The sequence below is a fragment of the Enterobacter sp. DVT3837 genome (genome assembly GCF_056238685.1).
This window is the reverse complement of the sequence record NZ_JBWDLA010000002.1, coordinates 619,732-637,312: the sequence shown is the minus strand read 5'-3', so window position 1 is coordinate 637,312 and position 17,581 is coordinate 619,732. Positions and strand designations below refer to the sequence as shown.

16 protein-coding genes are annotated in these 17,581 nt (G+C 54.7%); 6 read left to right on the top strand and 10 right to left on the bottom strand.

Annotation, left to right across the window (positions count from 1 at the left end; translation table 11 throughout):
* Nucleotides 1-2 precede the first annotated feature (2 nt).
* Nucleotides 3-2,984, top strand: coding sequence for a virulence factor SrfB (locus AC0XWG_RS17950; RefSeq protein WP_128347622.1), 2,982 nt, complete (start codon nt 3-5; stop codon nt 2,982-2,984).
* Entirely contained in the window at nt 2,981-5,158 is a 2,178-nt protein-coding gene (locus tag AC0XWG_RS17945; RefSeq protein ID WP_128347621.1) for a virulence factor SrfC family protein, read from the top strand. The genes AC0XWG_RS17950 and AC0XWG_RS17945 overlap by 4 nt, the downstream gene beginning before the upstream one ends.
* A 31-nt stretch (nt 5,159-5,189) precedes the next feature.
* On the opposite strand, the gene AC0XWG_RS17940 is transcribed toward AC0XWG_RS17945, so the two are convergent.
* From AC0XWG_RS17940 to ymcF, 9 genes are all read right to left on the bottom strand, one after another.
* The gene (locus tag AC0XWG_RS17940; protein ID WP_128347620.1) at nt 5,190-5,945 is read right to left on the bottom strand and encodes an alpha/beta fold hydrolase; all 756 of its coding nucleotides are present in this window, start codon (nt 5,943-5,945) and stop codon (nt 5,190-5,192) included.
* Nucleotides 5,946-6,031: 86 nt separating this feature from the next.
* A complete protein-coding gene (locus tag AC0XWG_RS17935; protein WP_013096478.1) occupies nt 6,032-6,205 on the bottom strand; it encodes a GhoT/OrtT family toxin in 174 nt (57 codons plus the stop codon).
* Nucleotides 6,206-6,386: 181 nt separating this feature from the next.
* Nucleotides 6,387-7,811, bottom strand: coding sequence for an aminobutyraldehyde dehydrogenase (patD, locus tag AC0XWG_RS17930; RefSeq protein ID WP_128347619.1), 1,425 nt, complete (start codon nt 7,809-7,811; stop codon nt 6,387-6,389).
* A gap of 24 nt (nt 7,812-7,835) precedes the next feature.
* Nucleotides 7,836-8,642, bottom strand: a complete 807-nt coding sequence (locus AC0XWG_RS17925) for an ABC transporter permease (RefSeq protein WP_108089803.1) — start codon at nt 8,640-8,642, stop codon at nt 7,836-7,838.
* Nucleotides 8,632-9,576 carry an ABC transporter permease gene (locus AC0XWG_RS17920; RefSeq protein ID WP_049007339.1) on the bottom strand — a complete coding sequence of 315 codons (945 nt, stop codon included), beginning with the start codon at nt 9,574-9,576 and terminating at the stop codon, nt 8,632-8,634. The genes AC0XWG_RS17925 and AC0XWG_RS17920 overlap by 11 nt, the downstream gene beginning before the upstream one ends.
* A gap of 1 nt (nt 9,577) precedes the next feature.
* The gene (locus AC0XWG_RS17915; RefSeq protein ID WP_028018857.1) at nt 9,578-10,591 is read right to left on the bottom strand and encodes an ABC transporter ATP-binding protein; all 1,014 of its coding nucleotides are present in this window, start codon (nt 10,589-10,591) and stop codon (nt 9,578-9,580) included.
* A 17-nt stretch (nt 10,592-10,608) separates the two neighbouring features.
* Nucleotides 10,609-11,754 (bottom strand): putative ABC transporter substrate-binding protein YdcS, encoded by a 1,146-nt coding sequence (ydcS, locus tag AC0XWG_RS17910; protein ID WP_128347618.1) that lies wholly within the window; start codon nt 11,752-11,754, stop codon nt 10,609-10,611.
* Nucleotides 11,755-12,027: 273 nt separating this feature from the next.
* Nucleotides 12,028-13,437 carry an aminotransferase-like domain-containing protein gene (locus AC0XWG_RS17905; RefSeq protein ID WP_475680868.1) on the bottom strand — a complete coding sequence of 470 codons (1,410 nt, stop codon included), beginning with the start codon at nt 13,435-13,437 and terminating at the stop codon, nt 12,028-12,030.
* A gap of 82 nt (nt 13,438-13,519) precedes the next feature.
* On the bottom strand, nt 13,520-13,708 hold the full coding sequence (ymcF, locus tag AC0XWG_RS17900) for a cold shock small protein YmcF (RefSeq protein WP_032666971.1): 189 nt from the start codon (nt 13,706-13,708) through the stop codon (nt 13,520-13,522).
* Nucleotides 13,709-14,101: 393 nt separating this feature from the next.
* On the opposite strand from ymcF, the gene AC0XWG_RS17895 reads away from it, so the two are divergent.
* The 4 genes from AC0XWG_RS17895 to hslJ all read left to right on the top strand — a co-directional run bounded on the left by AC0XWG_RS17895 (nt 14,102) and on the right by hslJ (nt 17,205).
* Nucleotides 14,102-15,502, top strand: a complete 1,401-nt coding sequence (locus AC0XWG_RS17895; protein WP_128347616.1) for a cytochrome ubiquinol oxidase subunit I — start codon at nt 14,102-14,104, stop codon at nt 15,500-15,502.
* Nucleotides 15,502-16,512, top strand: a complete 1,011-nt coding sequence (gene cydB / locus AC0XWG_RS17890) for a cytochrome d ubiquinol oxidase subunit II (RefSeq protein ID WP_475680867.1) — start codon at nt 15,502-15,504, stop codon at nt 16,510-16,512. The genes AC0XWG_RS17895 and cydB overlap by 1 nt, the downstream gene beginning before the upstream one ends.
* The gene (locus tag AC0XWG_RS17885) at nt 16,512-16,640 is read left to right on the top strand and encodes a DUF2474 domain-containing protein (RefSeq protein ID WP_475680866.1); all 129 of its coding nucleotides are present in this window, start codon (nt 16,512-16,514) and stop codon (nt 16,638-16,640) included. Before cydB ends, AC0XWG_RS17885 begins: the two co-directional genes overlap by 1 nt.
* A gap of 127 nt (nt 16,641-16,767) precedes the next feature.
* Nucleotides 16,768-17,205 carry a heat shock protein HslJ gene (gene hslJ, locus AC0XWG_RS17880; protein ID WP_028018852.1) on the top strand — a complete coding sequence of 146 codons (438 nt, stop codon included), beginning with the start codon at nt 16,768-16,770 and terminating at the stop codon, nt 17,203-17,205.
* On the opposite strand, the gene AC0XWG_RS17875 is transcribed toward hslJ, so the two are convergent.
* Nucleotides 17,206-17,472, bottom strand: a complete 267-nt coding sequence (locus AC0XWG_RS17875) for a putative hemolysin (RefSeq protein WP_025759109.1) — start codon at nt 17,470-17,472, stop codon at nt 17,206-17,208.
* Nucleotides 17,473-17,581: the final 109 nt, after the last annotated feature.

Sequence of the window (17,581 nt, the reverse complement as noted above, 5' to 3'; positions counted from 1 at the left end):
CTATGCTGGTAAATCTTTGCGACTATAAACAAAGCGTCACGCTTATCGCTAACAGCGGCGTGCAGTTCCTTGATTTCGGCCTGACGCCGCAGGACACCGCCAGCAACGGGCGCTTCGTACGTAAAACCGCGAACGGCCCGCTTCTGCGTCTCGATTTCGACCTGGTGAACGGGCGTTATACTCTGCCCGGGTTGAACGGCGGGCAGCCTGAAGTGGTGAAACCGGAAACCACCATTGCGCTACATCAGTCGCTGGCGGTCCTTGATGGTGTCTGGCTTCCTGTTCCATTCCTGCGCTTTAACCCGCCACGGACCTTTGTTGACGGCCCGGATAACTGGGCTCGCGTTCAGGTCCGCAAGCTTGATAAACCCGACACGGCAGGCAATACGCACCGCGTGACCCTCGCGCTTGACAGCCAGATTGCCGAACATGCCACGTCCGCGCTGTCCCCGGTCGAAAACGACATTCTGAACGGAACCCGTTTCGCTCTGGCCTGGCGGGATAACGAAGTGGAAAGTTTCCTCGACCAGACCTGGATTGACGGCTGGCTGCGTGAGGCATTCACCCAGTATGCCGACGGTGTTGAAAACCGCTCTGAACGTGATCTGCAACAGGCGATGCGTAGTTTTGAATATCAGGCACACTGGCTCAACCTGCTGACCATGCTCGGTGAGCAGCTTACCGTGCCGGAAGTGAAATTTGTCACTCATACGCTCAGTACCCCTGCCATTCCGGTCGACCTGATCCTCGATGTGGGCAATACCCATACCTGCGGCGTGATTATTGAAGACCACGGGGATGCGAACGATGGTCTGCGCCAGACTGCCGAGCTGCAGGTACGTTCGTTGAGCGAGCCACAATTCCTCAATGAACCCTTGTTCACCAGCCGTCTGGAGTTCTCAGAAGCGCGTTTTGGCAAGCAGCACTTCTCGGTTGAAAGCGGTCGCGAAGATGCCTTTGTCTGGCCGTCGATTGTCCGCGTCGGCGATGAAGCACGGAAACTGGCTACCCAGCGCCTGGGAACCGAAGGTAACAGCGGCATCTCCAGCCCGCGTCGCTACCTCTGGGATGAAACACCGGTGGTTCAGGACTGGCGATTTAGCCAGATGAACAGCAAAACCCAGCGTGAACCTCTGGCTACCGCGTTTCCGCTGATGAACCTGATGAACGATGACGGTGAGCCGCTCTTTACGCTGCCGCAGGACGAGCGACTGCCAGTCTTCTCGCCGCAGTACAGCCGTAGCACGCTGATGACACACATGTTGTGCGAGCTGCTGGCACAGGCTCTGGGTCAGATCAATAGCGTCGCCACGCGCTTGCGTCTGGGCTTCCCGGCATCTCCGCGCCAGTTACGAACCCTGATCCTGACCCTGCCGTCGGCCATGCCAAAGCAGGAGCGGGAGATTTTCCGTCGCCGCATGTTCGAAGCGATCGCCATTGTCTGGAAAGCAATGGGATGGCACCCGCAGGATGAAGATTTCGCCACCCGCAAACAGCAGGAAAAAAGTGTGGTGCCGGTTCCTGAAATCCAGATGGAGTGGGATGAAGCCAGCTGCGGTCAACTGGTCTGGTTGTATAACGAAGCCATTTCTCGTTTTGGCGGCCAGACTGAGGCGTTCTTTGCCTCCCTCGCCCGCCCGGATCGTGAACCTGAGCCCGGCGTTCAGCCGGGGCGTTCACTGCGCGTCGCGTCCATCGACATTGGTGGCGGCACAACGGATATGGCGATCACCCATTATCAGCTTGATGATGGCTCGGGTAACAACGTTAAAATCACGCCGCAACTGCTGTTCCGTGAAGGGTTTAAAGTCGCGGGCGACGATACCCTGCTTGATGTGATTCAGCGCTATGTACTGCCCGCCCTGCAAACGCAACTGCAGAAATCGGGTATTGCGGACGCCTCGCTGCTGATGGCTTCGCTCTTCGGTGACTCCGGCCGAATTGACACCCAGGCAGTATTGCGCCAGCAAACGGCGCTTCAGCTCTTTATGCCGATTGGCCATGCCATTCTTGCCGCGTGGGAATCGAGCGATATTGACGATCCGCTGGCTGGCCTGCATGCCACCTTTGGCGATCTCCTGCCGCAGAAACCGACCCGCAACGTGATGAATTATCTGCAACAGGCGATCGATCATGCCCTGCCTGCGGGTTCTGAAACGTTCGATCTATTCACCGTTCCGCTGCACGTAAATTTCCGTGAGATGCAGGATGCAATGCTGGCTGGTCAGTTTACGCTGGCTTCGCCGCTCCATGCAGTATGTGAGGCGATTTCCCATTACAGCTGCGATATTTTGCTGATCACCGGGCGTCCTGGCTGCCTGCCTGGCGTTCAGGCACTGATTCGTCACCTGCAGCCGGTTCCGGTCAATCGCATCGTCTGGCTGGATAAGTATCAGGTTCATGAGTGGTATCCGTTCAGCCAGCAGGGCCGCATTGGCAACCCCAAATCAACAGCCGCCGTGGGTGCGATGCTTTGCAGCCTGGCGCTTGATCTGCGTCTGCCGCGCTTTAACTTTAAGGCAGCAGATATTGGTGCGTATTCAACCGTGCGGTATCTGGGTGTGCTGGATAATACGGTCAACACCCTGCGCGAAGAGAACGTCTGGTATCAGGATATCGATCTCGATAAACCCGGTGCGAAACTCGACGCGCGTCTGCACTTCCCGCTGCGCGGTAACGTCACCCTCGGCTTCCGCCAGCTGGCAAACGCACGCTGGCCGGCCACACCGCTCTATACACTTAGCATCAACTCGGCTGAACTGGCCAAAGCGATTGCGGGTGATGGCGTGCTGAACGTGCGGCTTAAACTCTGCGGTGGCAGCAAGCAGGAAGGCCCGGAGTCCTTCGAACTGAGCGATGCCTGGCTCCAGGACGGCACCCCGGTCGCCCCTGACGCGTTAACCTTCAAACTGAATACTCTGGCCGATCGCCGTCATAGCGGTAGCCACTACTGGATCGACAGCGGGAGCGTATACCTGAAATGACAGTGACGACGACCACCACTCAGGCTCTAATTGGGTGGATTAATGAGACGCGCCTGAACGCCCCGGTGCTGGATAACGATGCCGACGCCCTGCTTGCTCGCATCAACGCGGTGCAGGCGCGGGAACAAGCCATTGAACATGCCCTGACTCGCCAGAGCAGCATTGGGCTTTACGGTCATTCTCAGAGTGCAAAAGCGCACCTACTTTTGTCTCTGTGCGGTAGCGGCAACGGACGCCTGAACGTGACACCAGGCCAGCGCACCTTTGACTATTTTTCCCATATCAATCCGGGACATGCCCTGACAAACATGGCCGTCCGCTTCACCCGGGGACATGCAGACGTCATTGATGAGGCGTTTCCTCTGCGTCTGAGTCTGATCACCGAGGCCGAACTGGTACAGCTGTTTATTGCCCGCACGACGCAGCACCCGCAGATGCGCGCCGTGGATAAAGCCGTCATTGAGACGCGCCTGGAAAAATGGCGCGGTCTGCGTCAGCCGCAGGGCGTGCCTGGCATCACGTCTCAGGAAGTCGGGGCAATTGCCCGCTTCTGGCAGAACACGGTACCCGCCGCAAAACAGCAAATTGATGATGCCCTGTGGCACCAGTTTGCCCAACTGGTCCCCTCCCTTGATCTCAGCACGCGAGCCAGCGTCTGGTCACTGTTGTGGGGTGAGCAACAGGAGTTGACCCAGCAGTGGTTAAAACTCGCCCATGTGCTGCATCAGACCAGCCATGCCAGCGAACTTGCCGCGCCGCTTAGCCTGCTGGTGGATAGCTTCGGCCTGCCCGGTGAAGGGTTCCTGACGCACGACGGCACGTTAACCCTTCAGGAAGCGCAGGAGACGCTGCTTCATCCACTGAATAACGGTGAGATGCTCAATGCCATCAGCATCCCCGTCGATGTGCTTGCCTTCCTGACCCGCGAGCTGGTGTTACCGGTTGAGAACAGTGCCCTGGATAATGTCGATATTATTGATATTCCTGTATTTGAAGAAAATAATGCCGATCCGTTACACCAGGCTAAATCACAGTGGCTGCTTGAGCACTACCGTCAACAGCTACAGCCAGATGTTCTGGTTATTTGCAATGCCACCGCACAGCACGAGCAGACGGCCAAAAAAGCAAAAGTGTTAATGAACTGGGTCAAAGAGACACAGCCTGCTGAAGAATCTGCCCTGCCGGGTCTGGTGTGGGCAATTACCCCTCATGACGCTCGTTTTACCACCAGGCAGAATCTCGATGAAGCCGTACAGCATCTGCTCGGTAAACCGGGTTTGCGCTGGGGCACCCTCCAGGCACTGGACAGCCACAGCATGCAGCGCGTGATCGAGTGGTTGTCTCAGGCTACATTACCTGCCCAGCGGCAGAAGCGTCTTAGTACGCTGAAAAACTTGCTGCGGCAGGAGCTTTCGTCTCTGATGCAAAGCTATCTGGCGCCGCTGGTTGAGGCCCCCGGAGCCAGACGAACCCGTGCAGAAAGTATGGTGCGAACCCTTCAGGGCTGCGCCGCCCGCCACGGTGAACTGCTGGAGGGTCTTCTGCCGCCGCTTAAAGCCTTTGAAACCCTGCTGGCCGTTCAGCAACCCCGTGAGGAGCAAGTTAACGGGTTGTTTACGGATTCCATTGACCTGTTTGCCGATAACGCACAGGAAAGTACCGGCATGTTCCAGACCAAAGACAAAGCGCGTCTGGCACACCGAGTGTGGATAAATCATCTGCGTCAATGGAGCCGCAATGATGCCACGGCAGCCCGTCTTGGACTGGAGCCCGGGGTGTTGCAGCAAATCGCAGATGTTCTGGTGGTAACCAGCTACCGGCTTAACCTGCCTCAGCAACTTCAGCGCATTGTTGAAACGGATAAAAGTAGCGCCGCACAGCTGCATGCTGTGATGGGTAACTTTGTTGGCTGGTTGGGTTACGACCAGACACCTGTTACAGCACGTCCGGCAAGCCGCATCCGTAAGGGTAATGCCATCTTTGTCACACCGGTGGTGAGTAGCGCGGAACCTCGTCTTACCCGACTGGGGGAACAGCCCGTACATGCGGCTACCGCGTATGTTTACGACTGGCTGGTTGCGCTCTATAGCCGGGCGATAGAGAACATTGATTACCAGCATCCGCATGATGTTCAGCCCGACTCTCGCCAGGCGCTGCAGGCATTATTGCGCTGATCTTTTTAGCCCGCAGCAATGCGGGCTATTATCACGCTGCCACGCACTCTGCTAATGCTTGTGCCAGCGCGGACGGGTTTTCCCAGGACATTGAATGCCCGGCTGCTGGGATGATTTTCACTTCAACGCCCTTCTGCTTCAGATTATCCACATCGTTATCCGGCAGCGACAGCTCGCCGAAAATCAACGTCACCGGGCAGGCCAGAGACAGGAATTGTGCTTCCCATTCGGGTTCCACACCTTCCACCAGGCTTGATGCGCCCCGCCACACGGCATAAGGGGCATTACTCTGCAGGCACCCCGCCCACGCCGTCGTTTCTGCGCTGAGCATGGCACCATAACCCCGTTCCAGAAACTGTTGCTCGGTTTGCGCTGCAATAGACCGGCTGAACATTCCGCCACCTGCGTGAAAATTGGGTTCTGACACCATCACCCCTCTGACGCGCGGTGCCAGCAGACCCGCTGCTTCGATAGCAATGCTGCCACCCATGCTGTGGCCATAGAGCCAGAAGGCATTCAGTTTAAGATGGTCAATCAGCTCCGCCACAACGTGCGCCTGGTCAGTGGTTTTGTAGCTGTAGTGCTCAGGCTTATCGCTATAACCGCTGCCGGGCAAATCAATAAGAATGGCTCTGCGCGCGCCAAATGATGGATCACGAACGACTCGGGGATATTCATAGGAAGAGGCGCAACCCAACCCGTGAATGAAGACGACGGGATCGTCAGCCCCGGGCAAATCATGCCAGCGCACAGTGCAACCAGCCTGTTGCGAGTAAAAACTGTTCATAAGCACTCCTTTTATGATGCACTGTGTATTTATACAGTTATCACATCTGGAATGCTATGTTCATCTTTTAAAACTGGAAGCGAGCTTCAGAAAAGCGAGACCAGCAGCGCAACGGGAAAGCTCATTGGCCAGGTAGATCCCACCAGAAAAGCACTCAGCAGGCGTATACGTTTACGGTCTTTAGAGAGGAACCAGGTAATTAATGCGCAGATGGAAGCCATGATTGCGTAAAAAACCAACATCTTTTGATACAACGTCATTCTGTATACCAGAGCCGAAAAAATAACCGCACGCAATATGCGTCACATGTTGATACAGATCAAGTTTTTTCGTTACAGAATAACCACTTAAAAATTATGGCTAATAACAATTGGGTATTTTACGCAACATTAGTGGCGAAATGAGAGTACACCCGGCCGCGCAAGCGACCGGGCATGATGGTTAGTGTTTAATCATGACATGCCGGACAACCGTATAATCCTCAAGCCCGTAAACCGACATATCTTTTCCGTATCCGGACAATTTCATGCCGCCATGTGGCATTTCGCTCACCAGCATAAAGTGGGTGTTCACCCAGGTACATCCGTACTGCAGGCGCGCACTCAGGCGATGGGCGCGCCCCACATCTTTAGTCCAGACGGATGATGCCAGGCCATATTGCGAGTCGTTAGCCCATGCCAGCACCTGCGCTTCATCGTCAAACTCGGTCACGCTCACCACCGGACCAAACACTTCTCGCTGAACAATGGCATCTTCCTGTTTTGCACCCGCCAGCAGGGTTGGCTGGAAGTAGTAGCCCGTCCCCTCTTTTTTACTGCCTCCCGTGACAACGCGGATATGGCCGAGCGCTTTCGCCTCATCAACAGCTTTACAGACCCGTGAAAGATGGGCTGCCGAACTCAGCGGCCCAAGCTCGGTAGAGGCATCCTCCGGGGCACCCATTTTGAGGCTGGCTACTGCTGTCCCCAGTTTTTCAACAAGCCGGGCATAAATCCCCTTCTGGGCATAAATACGGCAGGCTGCCGTACAGTCTTGTCCGGCATTGTAGAAACCGAAAGTACGAACACCTTCGACAACGGCATCGAGGTCGGCATCATCAAAGACGATAACCGGCGCTTTGCCCCCCAACTCCATGTGGGTGCGCTTAATCGAAGACGCGGTATGCCCGATGATATGTTCCCCGGTGGCAATCGAACCGGTCAGTGAGACCATACGCACTTTTTCATGTCCGGTCAGCGGATCACCTACCGTTTTACCTCGACCAAACAGCACGTTCAGAACGCCTGCCGGGAAAATATCCTTCGCCAGTTCTGCCAGTTTTAAGGCTGTCAGCGGCGTAATTTCAGAGGGTTTGATCACCACACAGTTACCGGCCGCCAGCGCAGGTGCCAGCTTCCATGCAGCCATCATCAGCGGGTAGTTCCACGGTGCGATAGAGGCGACAACACCAATCGGGTCGCGACGGATCATCGAGGTGTGGCCATCAAGATATTCCCCGGCGGCCAGCCCGTTCAGGCAACGCGCAGCCCCGGCAAAGAAACGAAAAACGTCGACGACGGCCGGAATTTCATCACCCAGAACACAGTGCAGCGGCTTGCCACAGTTAAGAGACTCAAGCCGGGCAAACTCTTCACCATGCGCCTCAATGACATCAGCCAGTTTCAGCAGGCACTCAGCACGCATTTTAGGTGTGGTTTGGCCCCATTCGCTGAAAGCACGATCCGCAGCCTGAACGGCCGCATCAACCTGAGCAGGTGAGGCTTCAGCAATCTCCAGCAGTACCTCTCCGGTGGCAGGGTTATAAACCGGCTGTTTTTCTCCTTCTCCGGCAACCAGTTCACCCTTTATCAGCAGATGTTTTTGCATAGCATTATCCTGTTGAAATTAAAGTTATTTCCCGCTACCGGCAATGTTCTCGCCGTCGCGGGTTAGCCACCAGGCTCCCAGAATGGGGATGGTCGTCACCAGCATCACCAACAGTGCAACGACGTTGGTGACCGGCACGTCGCGTGGACGCCCGAGCTGATTGAGTAACCACAGCGGTAACGTACGCTCGTGTCCCGCGGTAAATGTTGTGACGATGATCTCGTCGAACGACAGCGCAAACGCCAGCATGCCCCCGGCCAATAGCGCTGAGCCTAGATTGGGCAGCACGACATACCGGAAGGTTTGCCAGCCGTCAGCCCCCAGATCCATCGACGCCTCAACCAGACTCCAGGAGGTACGTCTGAACCGGGCAATAACGTTGTTAAACACCACCACCACACAGAAGGTGGCGTGTCCGACCACGATGGTGAAAAATCCCGGTTCGAGGTTGATAGCCTTAAATGCTGTCAGTAGCGCCAGACCGGTGATGATCCCCGGTAGCGCAATCGGCAACAGCAACAACAATGAGATCGCGTTTTTGCCGAAAAACTCACTGCGCCACAGTGCCGCTGCAGCAAGCGTGCCAAGCACGAGGGCGATTGCGGTTGATAAGGCGGCAATTTGAAGTGACAACGTCACGGATTCAATAATATCGCCGCGCCCTGCCGCCACGCTAAACCACTTCAGCGTCAACCCTTGTGGCGGGAAACTGAACGCAGCGTCTTCGGTGTTAAAGGCATAGGTCGCGATAATCAGCAGCGGGAAGTGCAGGAAGATTACCCCTCCCCACGCTGCCACTTTCAGGAACAACGGTGCGCGTTCAGAGTGCATCGAATGCTCCCAGACGTTTCACGAACGCCAGATAGAGAGAAATAAGCACGATGGGAACCAGAGTAAACGCCGCGGCCATAGGCATATTGCCGATCGCCCCCTGCTGAGAATAGACCATGTTCCCGATGAAATAGCCCGGCGGCCCCACCAGTTGCGGAACAATGAAATCCCCCAGCGTCAGGGAAAAGGTGAATATTGACCCTGCGGCAATGCCCGGGATCGCCAGCGGTAAAACGACATAACGAAAGGTCTGACGGGGACGCGCACCGAGATCGGCCGAGGCCTGCAGTAATGAAGCGGGCAGCCGTTCCAGCGCCGCCTGTACGGGCAGGATCATAAACGGTAACCAGATGTAGACGAAGACCAGAAACCGCCCTAGTCCTGAGGTGGACAACGTGTTTCCGCCAATCGCCGGTAGCGTCAGCATTGAGGCCAGGATCGGCTCCAGCCCCATATGGCTGAGAAACCATTGCGCCACGCCATCCTTCGCCAGCAGTAAAGTCCAGGCGTACGCCTTAACAATATAGCTCGCCCACATCGGCAGCATCACCGCAATATAGAAGAATGCTTTCCACTTACCGCTGGTATAACGCGCCATATACCAGGCCATCGGGAATGCCAGGATTGCGCTGGCAATGGTGACCGCTATTGCCATCATCAGCGTACGCAGGATGATATCGTAGTTTGCCGGGTTGAAGAGTGCCTGGATATTAGCCAGCGTCAGATCCGGCGTCACCGCCATAGTGAAGTCGTCAAAGGTGTAAAACCCCTGCCACAGCAGGGTCAGGAGCGAACCTAAGTAGACGATGCCAAACCACATCAGCGGAGCAAGCAGGAGCAGGAACAAGCCGAGCGATGGCTTTCGCCAGAACAGAGCCGTTATGCGGCTTAAGCGGCTGCGTGGTGCGGGAGGATGAGCGACACTCATATCCATTTCACCTCTCCTCAGACAGACGGATCATGGCATCCCGTGACCACGACGCCATCACTGCCTGCCCCGGCTCAACGCCACTCAGCATCGTGATATCACTAAGATTGGCCTGGCTCACCAGCAGTTTTGCCCCATCAGCGAGTTTGAGCTCCAGACGTGTTGCCGCCCCCTGATACTGTACCGCCTGCACGACGCCCTGAACCTGAACTTCACCGCTCTCATTGAGGCGAATATGCTCAGGACGTAGCGAGTAAGTGCCTTCCAGACCACAGACTTTCTGCGCAAGGCCAGCATCAAAGACATTGGAGGTGCCGACAAAACCGGCCACAAACGGGGTGCGCGGGCGCATGTAGAGATCGCGGGGTGTATCGACCTGCTCAATACGTCCGTTATTGAACACCGCCACCCGGTCTGACATGGAAAGGGCTTCGCCCTGATCGTGGGTGACAAAAATAAAGGTGATACCCAGTTCCTGCTGAAGCTTCTTCAGCTCGAACTGCATCTGCTCGCGCAATTTGAGGTCAAGTGCGCCTAAAGGTTCGTCCAGCAGCAAGACGCGTGGTTCATTGACCAACGCGCGCGCAATCGCAACGCGCTGGCGCTGACCGCCAGAAAGTTGTGAGGGCTTACGGGCTACGGCAAAGCTTAAGCCCACTTTTTCCAGGGCATCCCGGGCCTGTGCATGGCGTTTTTTCTTGTCGACACCTTTGACCATCAATCCGTAGGCGACATTATCGAGGATCGACATATGCGGGAACAACGCATAGTCCTGGAATACGGTGTTCACATCCCGTTCCCACGGAGGAAGTTCGCTCGCCTCTTTGCCAAAGATAGCGATCGTGCCGCCTGAGAGCTGTTCAAAACCGGCAATCAGACGCAGGCAGGTGGTTTTGCCGGAGCCCGAAGGCCCCAGCATGGAGAAAAATTCTCCGTCACGAATCGCAATAGTGACCCCATCCACCGCCCGTACCTCGCCGTACAGACGAGAAACGTTATTAAACTCTACGGCATACGTCATGTTCTGCTCCCGGGCGATTAACGGCCGCCCATGATGGCGATGTAATCCTGCGTCCAGCGACTGTATGGCACGTATTTGCCGCCTTCAGCGATAGGGGTTTTCCAGAACATGATTTTGTCGAACTCGTTATATCCGTTTGTTTCGCAACCTTTATCACCCAGCAACGTACTGGCTTTACACCCTTCAGGAACCACAGGCAGTGAGCCAAACCATGCCGCCAGATCGCCCTGCACCTTCGGTGTCAGCGACCAGTTCATCCATTTGTAGGCGCACATCGGATGTTTTGCCTGCGCGTGAAGCATGGTGGTATCCGCCCAGCCAGTAACCCCTTCTTTCGGGAAGACGGTGGCAATCGGCTGGTTCTCAGCTTTCAGGGCATTCGCCTGATAAGGCCAGGCGCTGGAGGCGACGACGCCTTCATTTTTGAAGTCACTCATTTGTACGGTCGTGTCATGCCAGTAACGGTGGATCAAGGCGTGCTGATCGCGAAGCACCTTGAGTACGGCGGCATACTGTTTCTCCGTGAGCTGGTACGGGTCGGTAATACCCAGTTGCGGTTGAGTAGCTTTGACAAACAGCGCGGCATCGGCGATGTAAATCGGGCCGTCATACGCCTGCACACGCCCCTGATTGGTTTTACCGTCCGGGAGATCCTGTTTGGTAAAGACCACGCCCCAGCTATCCGGCGGTGTCGGGAAGGTTTTGGTGTTGTACATCAGCAGGTTTGGCCCCCACTGATAGGGAGTGCCGTAGACTTTGCCACCTACGTTATACCATTCTCCTTTCACAATCCGTGAATCGAGGGTTTTCCAGTTGGGGATGAGGTCGGGATTAATGGGCTGCACGCGTTTGCCCATGATCAGGCGCAGGGAAGCATCACCCGACGCGGTGACCAGGTCGTATCCCCCTTTCGCCATCAGGCTCACCATCTCATCCGACGTGGCCGCCGTTTTGACGTTGACCGCGCATCCGGTCTCTTTTTCAAACTGGGTGACCCAGTCATAATTTTTATCCGTCTGTCCGCGTTCGATGTATCCCGGCCAGGCAATAATATCCAGTCGTCCTTCCCCGTCACCGATAGCCTTTGGTGGTTCTGCGGCTTGCGCTGTCATGATAGTCATGCCGAGCGCACACAGGCTGCTGCGGGCAAATTTTTTGCTCATAAGGGTTACTCCTGTCGCAATGGAATTTAGCGGCAGCCATGCCGTAAAAATATCTCCCTTATTAAACGTAGACCGCGTAAATGCGCCGCACCGTGCGGCTTAAGGAAATTTCATCAAGGTGTGACCGAGGACGCATTCCCCGTTAACTGGATTATAGACAAGGAGTTAGCGATGGGAGACGGTATGCAGATTTCCTGGGATATGGCGCCACGAAATATTCGCCGTGCCGCCATACGAATAAGGAATGATTATTTAAATGAAGGTAAGAAAAGTTTATTTCAGCATACTGCTAATTAATTTCCCCAACTGAATAACCGCCTGTTCTTCACGCTCCCCCCATGCCCAGGAGGTATTAAAACGAAAGAATGGCGTCCAGGCGTCAGAGGTGGAAAACATCTTTCCGGGGGCAATACTAATGTGGTGAATCAAAGCCTTTTCGCTAAGTAGCCCTGCATCCAGCTGCGCCGGAAGCTCCAGCCATAAAAAGTAGCCGCTATCATTATGGTGAATTTTGACCCCGGCAGGCATATGCCGCAAAAGGGACTGCCAGGCCTGCTGCTTTCGCTCGGCCAGCGTGCGTCGCAGGCGGCGCAGATGCGCGTCGTAACGTTTAGTCGCCAGATAGTCCACCAGCGCCAGTTGCATCGGAGAACTGGTCGATAACGTGCTCATCAGTTGAAGCTGCTGAATACGGCGTGCGTGTTTTCCCGCCGCCACCCAGCCGATACGAAACCCCGCCACCAGACATTTCGAAAACGATGAGCAGTGAAGCGTCATCTCCTCCCGGTCCCAGGCCTTCGCCGGAAGCGGTTTTTCCCGACCAAAGTAAAGCTCGCTATAGACATCATCCTCAATCAGGATGACGTTATGCTTCGTTAACAGCGCCACCAGATGCGCTTTTTTCTCGGCACTCAGCGTAAAGCCAAGCGGGTTTTGCCCATTGGTCATGAGCCAGCAGGCTTTTACCGGGTATTCATTCAGCGCCTGCTCAAGCGCATTCAGGTCGATCCCCTCGCGGACATCCGTCGCAACCGACAGCGCCTTGAGTTTCAGGCGTTCCAGCGCCTGCAATGCGCCGTAGAAACAGGGATTCTCGACAATCACCCAATCCCCAGGTTCAGTCACTGCCTGCAAACTGAGATTCAGCGCTTCAAGCGCGCCAGCGGTAATGACGATCTCTTCCGGTGAGATGTTCATCCCCTGCTGGGCATAGCGACGAGCAATGGCGTGGCGGAGATCAACATTACCCGGGGGTAGATTTTCAATGACGCTCATTGCGGTCGCCGTTTTACTGACATTCGCCAGCGAACGGTTGAGCTGCTGAAGCGGGAAAAGTCGGGGATCGGGAAACGCGGAAGCAAAAGGAACAACCGATGGATCGCGGCTGGCCTGCAATACGTCGAAGATATAGGTGTTGATATCGACCGCTTCGTCACGCATCACCTGGGCAGGCGGAGCAGGCTGTTGTGTCGTCGGGCGCGAGGCAACGTAATAGCCCGACTGTGGTCTGGCGACGATGCGCCCCTGACTTTCCAGCATCTGGTACGCGTGGCCAACGGTCATAAAACTCATGCCGCTGCTCACCACCTGCTCGCGCAGAGAAGGCAACTTATCGCCCGGCAACCATACGCCAAGCTCAATCTGCGAGATAATTTGTTGCGCCAGACGCTGGTATTTTTTCATCAGATTCTCCTTAATGCCGACAGTGTATATCAGCAGGAGAAAAAGAGAAGTTTTTGCTAACTGTTATGAAAAGCGGTGTTGATTACTTGCGGTACTCGATAACGTGGCTCTGGGCTGAATGTGCAACGGTCAGGTGATCGAGCGTAATCATCGACGATTTGCAAAAAATGCATTTCGCACCAAACGGGTTTTTCTCAGACACATCAAAGACTGAGGTACGGTACTGCGAACCATGACAGCATGGGCAGCGGAAATGAATGTAAGAAGTCATAGGATTCTCCTGTGAACGTTAAAACGTAAATTGCTAATGGGCCTTTCAGGCGATAGTGGTTTGAAACAAAAACTAATCGGAGTGTAGAAAGAGAACCAGGAGCGGCTGCGGAGAGGCACAACGTGATGAGGACTACTTTATAAAACTACGTCAGATATTTTTTTGGACTCAAAACCAGAAGGTCATTAACGCATGGTGTTGAAGACAAAGCAAGCAGTTTCATGCGTAAAATTCATAAAAATAAATTTTTTATTCAAAAACACGATGTATATCAGATGTTCAATTCCTAATTATTCCTCCAACTGTTATAGATAAATTTTACTTTTCTGCCTCTGATAGTTTGATTTCTGCCCCTATAGCATAACAGCACACCGTTTGACATTGAGGTTGTGCATGTTTGGTTTAGATGCTTTTCATCTTGCACGGATACAGTTTGCTTTTACCGTATCCTTTCACATCATTTTCCCGGCCATCACCATCGGCCTGGCAAGCTATCTTGCCGTGCTCGAAGGCCTGTGGCTTAAAACCAAAAATCCGGTCTGGCGCTCGCTGTACCATTTCTGGTCGAAAATTTTTGCCGTTAACTTTGGTATGGGCGTTGTCTCCGGGCTGGTGATGGCCTACCAGTTTGGTACCAACTGGAGTGGATTTTCGCAGTTTGCGGGCAGTATTACCGGCCCGCTGCTGACCTATGAAGTGCTGACCGCCTTCTTCCTGGAAGCAGGTTTCCTTGGTGTGATGCTTTTCGGCTGGAACAAAGTCGGGCCTGGTTTGCATTTCTTCTCTACCTGTATGGTGGCGCTGGGGACCATTATCTCCACCTTCTGGATCCTCTCATCAAACAGCTGGATGCAGACCCCGCAAGGCTATGAGATCGTCAACGGTCAGGTCGTGCCGGTGGATTGGTTCGCCGTGGTATTTAACCCCTCCTTCCCTTACCGACTGCTGCATATGTCGATAGCCGCGTTCCTCAGCAGCGCGTTATTTGTCGGCGCTTCCGCGGCATGGCATCTGCTGCGCGGGAATAATACTCCAGCCATCCGCGCGATGTTTTCTATGGCGCTGTGGATGACGCTAATTGTCGCCCCCATCCAGGCCATGGTCGGTGATATGCACGGGTTGAACACGCTAAAGCACCAGCCCGCTAAAATCGCCGCCATTGAAGGTCATTGGGAAAATCCGCCAGGAGAACCCACCCCGCTGCTGCTGTTTGGCTGGCCGGATATGGAACAGGAGCGCACCCGCTTTGGTCTGGAGATCCCTGCGCTGGGGAGTCTTATCCTGACGCACAGCCTGGATAAACAGGTTCCGGCTCTCAAGGAGTTCCCGAAGGAAGACCGCCCGAACTCGACCATCGTCTTCTGGTCATTCCGCATTATGGCCGGCTTAGGCATGCTGATGTTGCTGCTCGGCGTTGTGGCGCTGTGGTTACGCTATAAAAAGCGTGTTTACGCTTCTCGCCCTTTCCTGTGGTTTGCCCTGTTGATGGGGCCATCCGGGCTGATTGCGATTCTGGCCGGATGGATCACCACCGAAGTGGGTCGCCAGCCGTGGGTTGTTTATGGTCTGCAACGAACGAAAGATGCGGTTTCAGCGCATGGTGACCTGCATATGAGCGTGAGTTTGCTGGCCTTTTTCGTCGTTTACACCTCGGTGTTTGGCGTGGGTTACAGCTATATGGTGCGCCTTATCAGGAAAGGTCCGCAGCCTCATGAATCTTATGCCACCGAATCAGACGGACGTCCGGCACGCCCACTCTCTGCCGTCACAACTGAACATAAGGAGCAGCCATAATGGGTATCGATCTTTCCATTATCTGGTTTGTCATCATCGTCTTCGCCACACTGATGTATATCGTGATGGACGGTTTTGATCTCGGGATGGGTATTCTGTTTCCGACGACACAAAATGCCGACGATCGCGATGTGATGGTCAACAGCGTCGCCCCGGTCTGGGACGGAAATGAAACCTGGCTGGTGCTCGGCGGTGCGGCCCTGTTCGGTGCATTTCCACTGGCCTATGCGGTGATCATTGATGCCCTCACCATCCCGCTGACATTAATGCTGATCGGACTTATTTTCCGTGGCGTAGCATTCGAGTTTCGCTTTAAAGCAACGCCGGCGCACCGTCCCTTCTGGGATAAAGCGTTTATTGGTGGTTCAATTCTGGCTACGTTTACCCAGGGTGTCACGGTGGGCGCAGTGATCAACGGCTTTACCGTGACTGGCCGGGCCTATACTGGCGGGCCCTTTGACTGGTTCACCGCGTTTAACCTGTTCTGCGGTGCCGGTCTGGTGGTGGCCTATGCACTGTTAGGCTCTACATGGCTGGTGATGAAAAGCGAAAATGCCCTTCAGCAGCGGATGCGTGGGGTATCCAGAACGCTGTTAATCATTCTTCTGGCCTTCATTGCCGCAATCAGTATCTGGACACCGCTGGCGCAGCCAGCCATCGCCGCGTGCTGGTTCACGCTGCCGAATCTGTTTTACCTGTTGCCTGTTCCGGTGCTGGTGGTGCTTCTGAGTCTGTATCAGTGGCGTTGCCTCAATAATCCTGCAAGCCATAATCGCCCATTCATCCTGACGTTAGGATTGATATTCCTCGGCTTTAGCGGTCTTGGAATCAGCATCTGGCCGCATATCATTCCACCGTCAATCACCCTGTGGCAGGCCGCCGCGCCGACGCAAAGCCAGGGCTTTATGCTGGTGGGCGCGTTGTTGATCATTCCCATTATCCTGGTCTACACCTTCTGGAGTTACTACGTGTTTCGCGGAAAAATTCAGCATGGGGAGGGTTATCACTGATGCAACAACCTGTCTGGAAAAGATTGATGTGGCTGGCCATTATCTGGGGCGGAAGCGTACTGGCGCTGGCTGCGGTCAGTATGTTCTTTCGTATGTTGATTACAGCCGCAGGGTTTAAATCTCACTAATCTTCATATCGGGCAACGTCTTCGTTGCCCGACACCTGCCCGCACTTTCAGATAAACCCCATTAACGCACGACAGCGTATCGTTACACTGGAAAAAGATTCACAGTATTTATAGTTTGAGACGAAAAATGAAAAAGCTCATTGCGTTAAGCGTTATTAGCCTGGTCCTCTCCGGTTGCGTTAATCCGGGGAAAGCTTCCGTTCAGCCGGAGCAACTGAAGAATCATCGCTTTGTTCTGGAAAATGTGGACGGTAAAGCCGTGAAGGCCACAGCAACGCAACCTGAGATTAGCTTTAGCGCCCTGCCAGATATTAGCCTGGTGAATAACATTCGTGTTTCAGGCCTGATGTGTAATCGCTTCAACGGGCAGGGGAAATTATCCGAAGGCGAGCTGAAAGTCAGCGGTCTGGCCATGACGCGTAAACTTTGTACTGAACCACAGCTTAACGAGCTGGATCGCGCTATCGGCGACATGCTGCGCAAAGGGGCGCAGGTCGACCTGACAGAAGACCAGTTAACGCTGGCGACAGCCGATAAAACGCTGTTGTTTAAGCGTGCAGAATAATCAGTAGTTACCGCAAGTTCCAACGGCAAGCGACTGTTCGCTGCAGCGTTTGCCGTTTGGCAAGGCGCACATCCCGATAGCAGAACCGTCAAGCTGGCGGGCAACAGACAACGAACCGCCAATCATCGCGCAGTTGGCCTGGCCGGAGCTGGACATCGCCGCTTTCATTCCAGGCGCCACGTGGGCCGCCGTTGCTTGCTGGACTGGTTCACTGCTACATGCCGACAATAATAACGCCGCACACCCTACCAAAAATGCTGAGCGCATGCTCTCTCCCCCATGAATAATGCGAAACCTATGCATAATAGGCATCACATCCCGTGTCGTCGAGAGCGGAAGTGCGTATTTATGCGTCCCGGAAACAATTTCTCGCAAT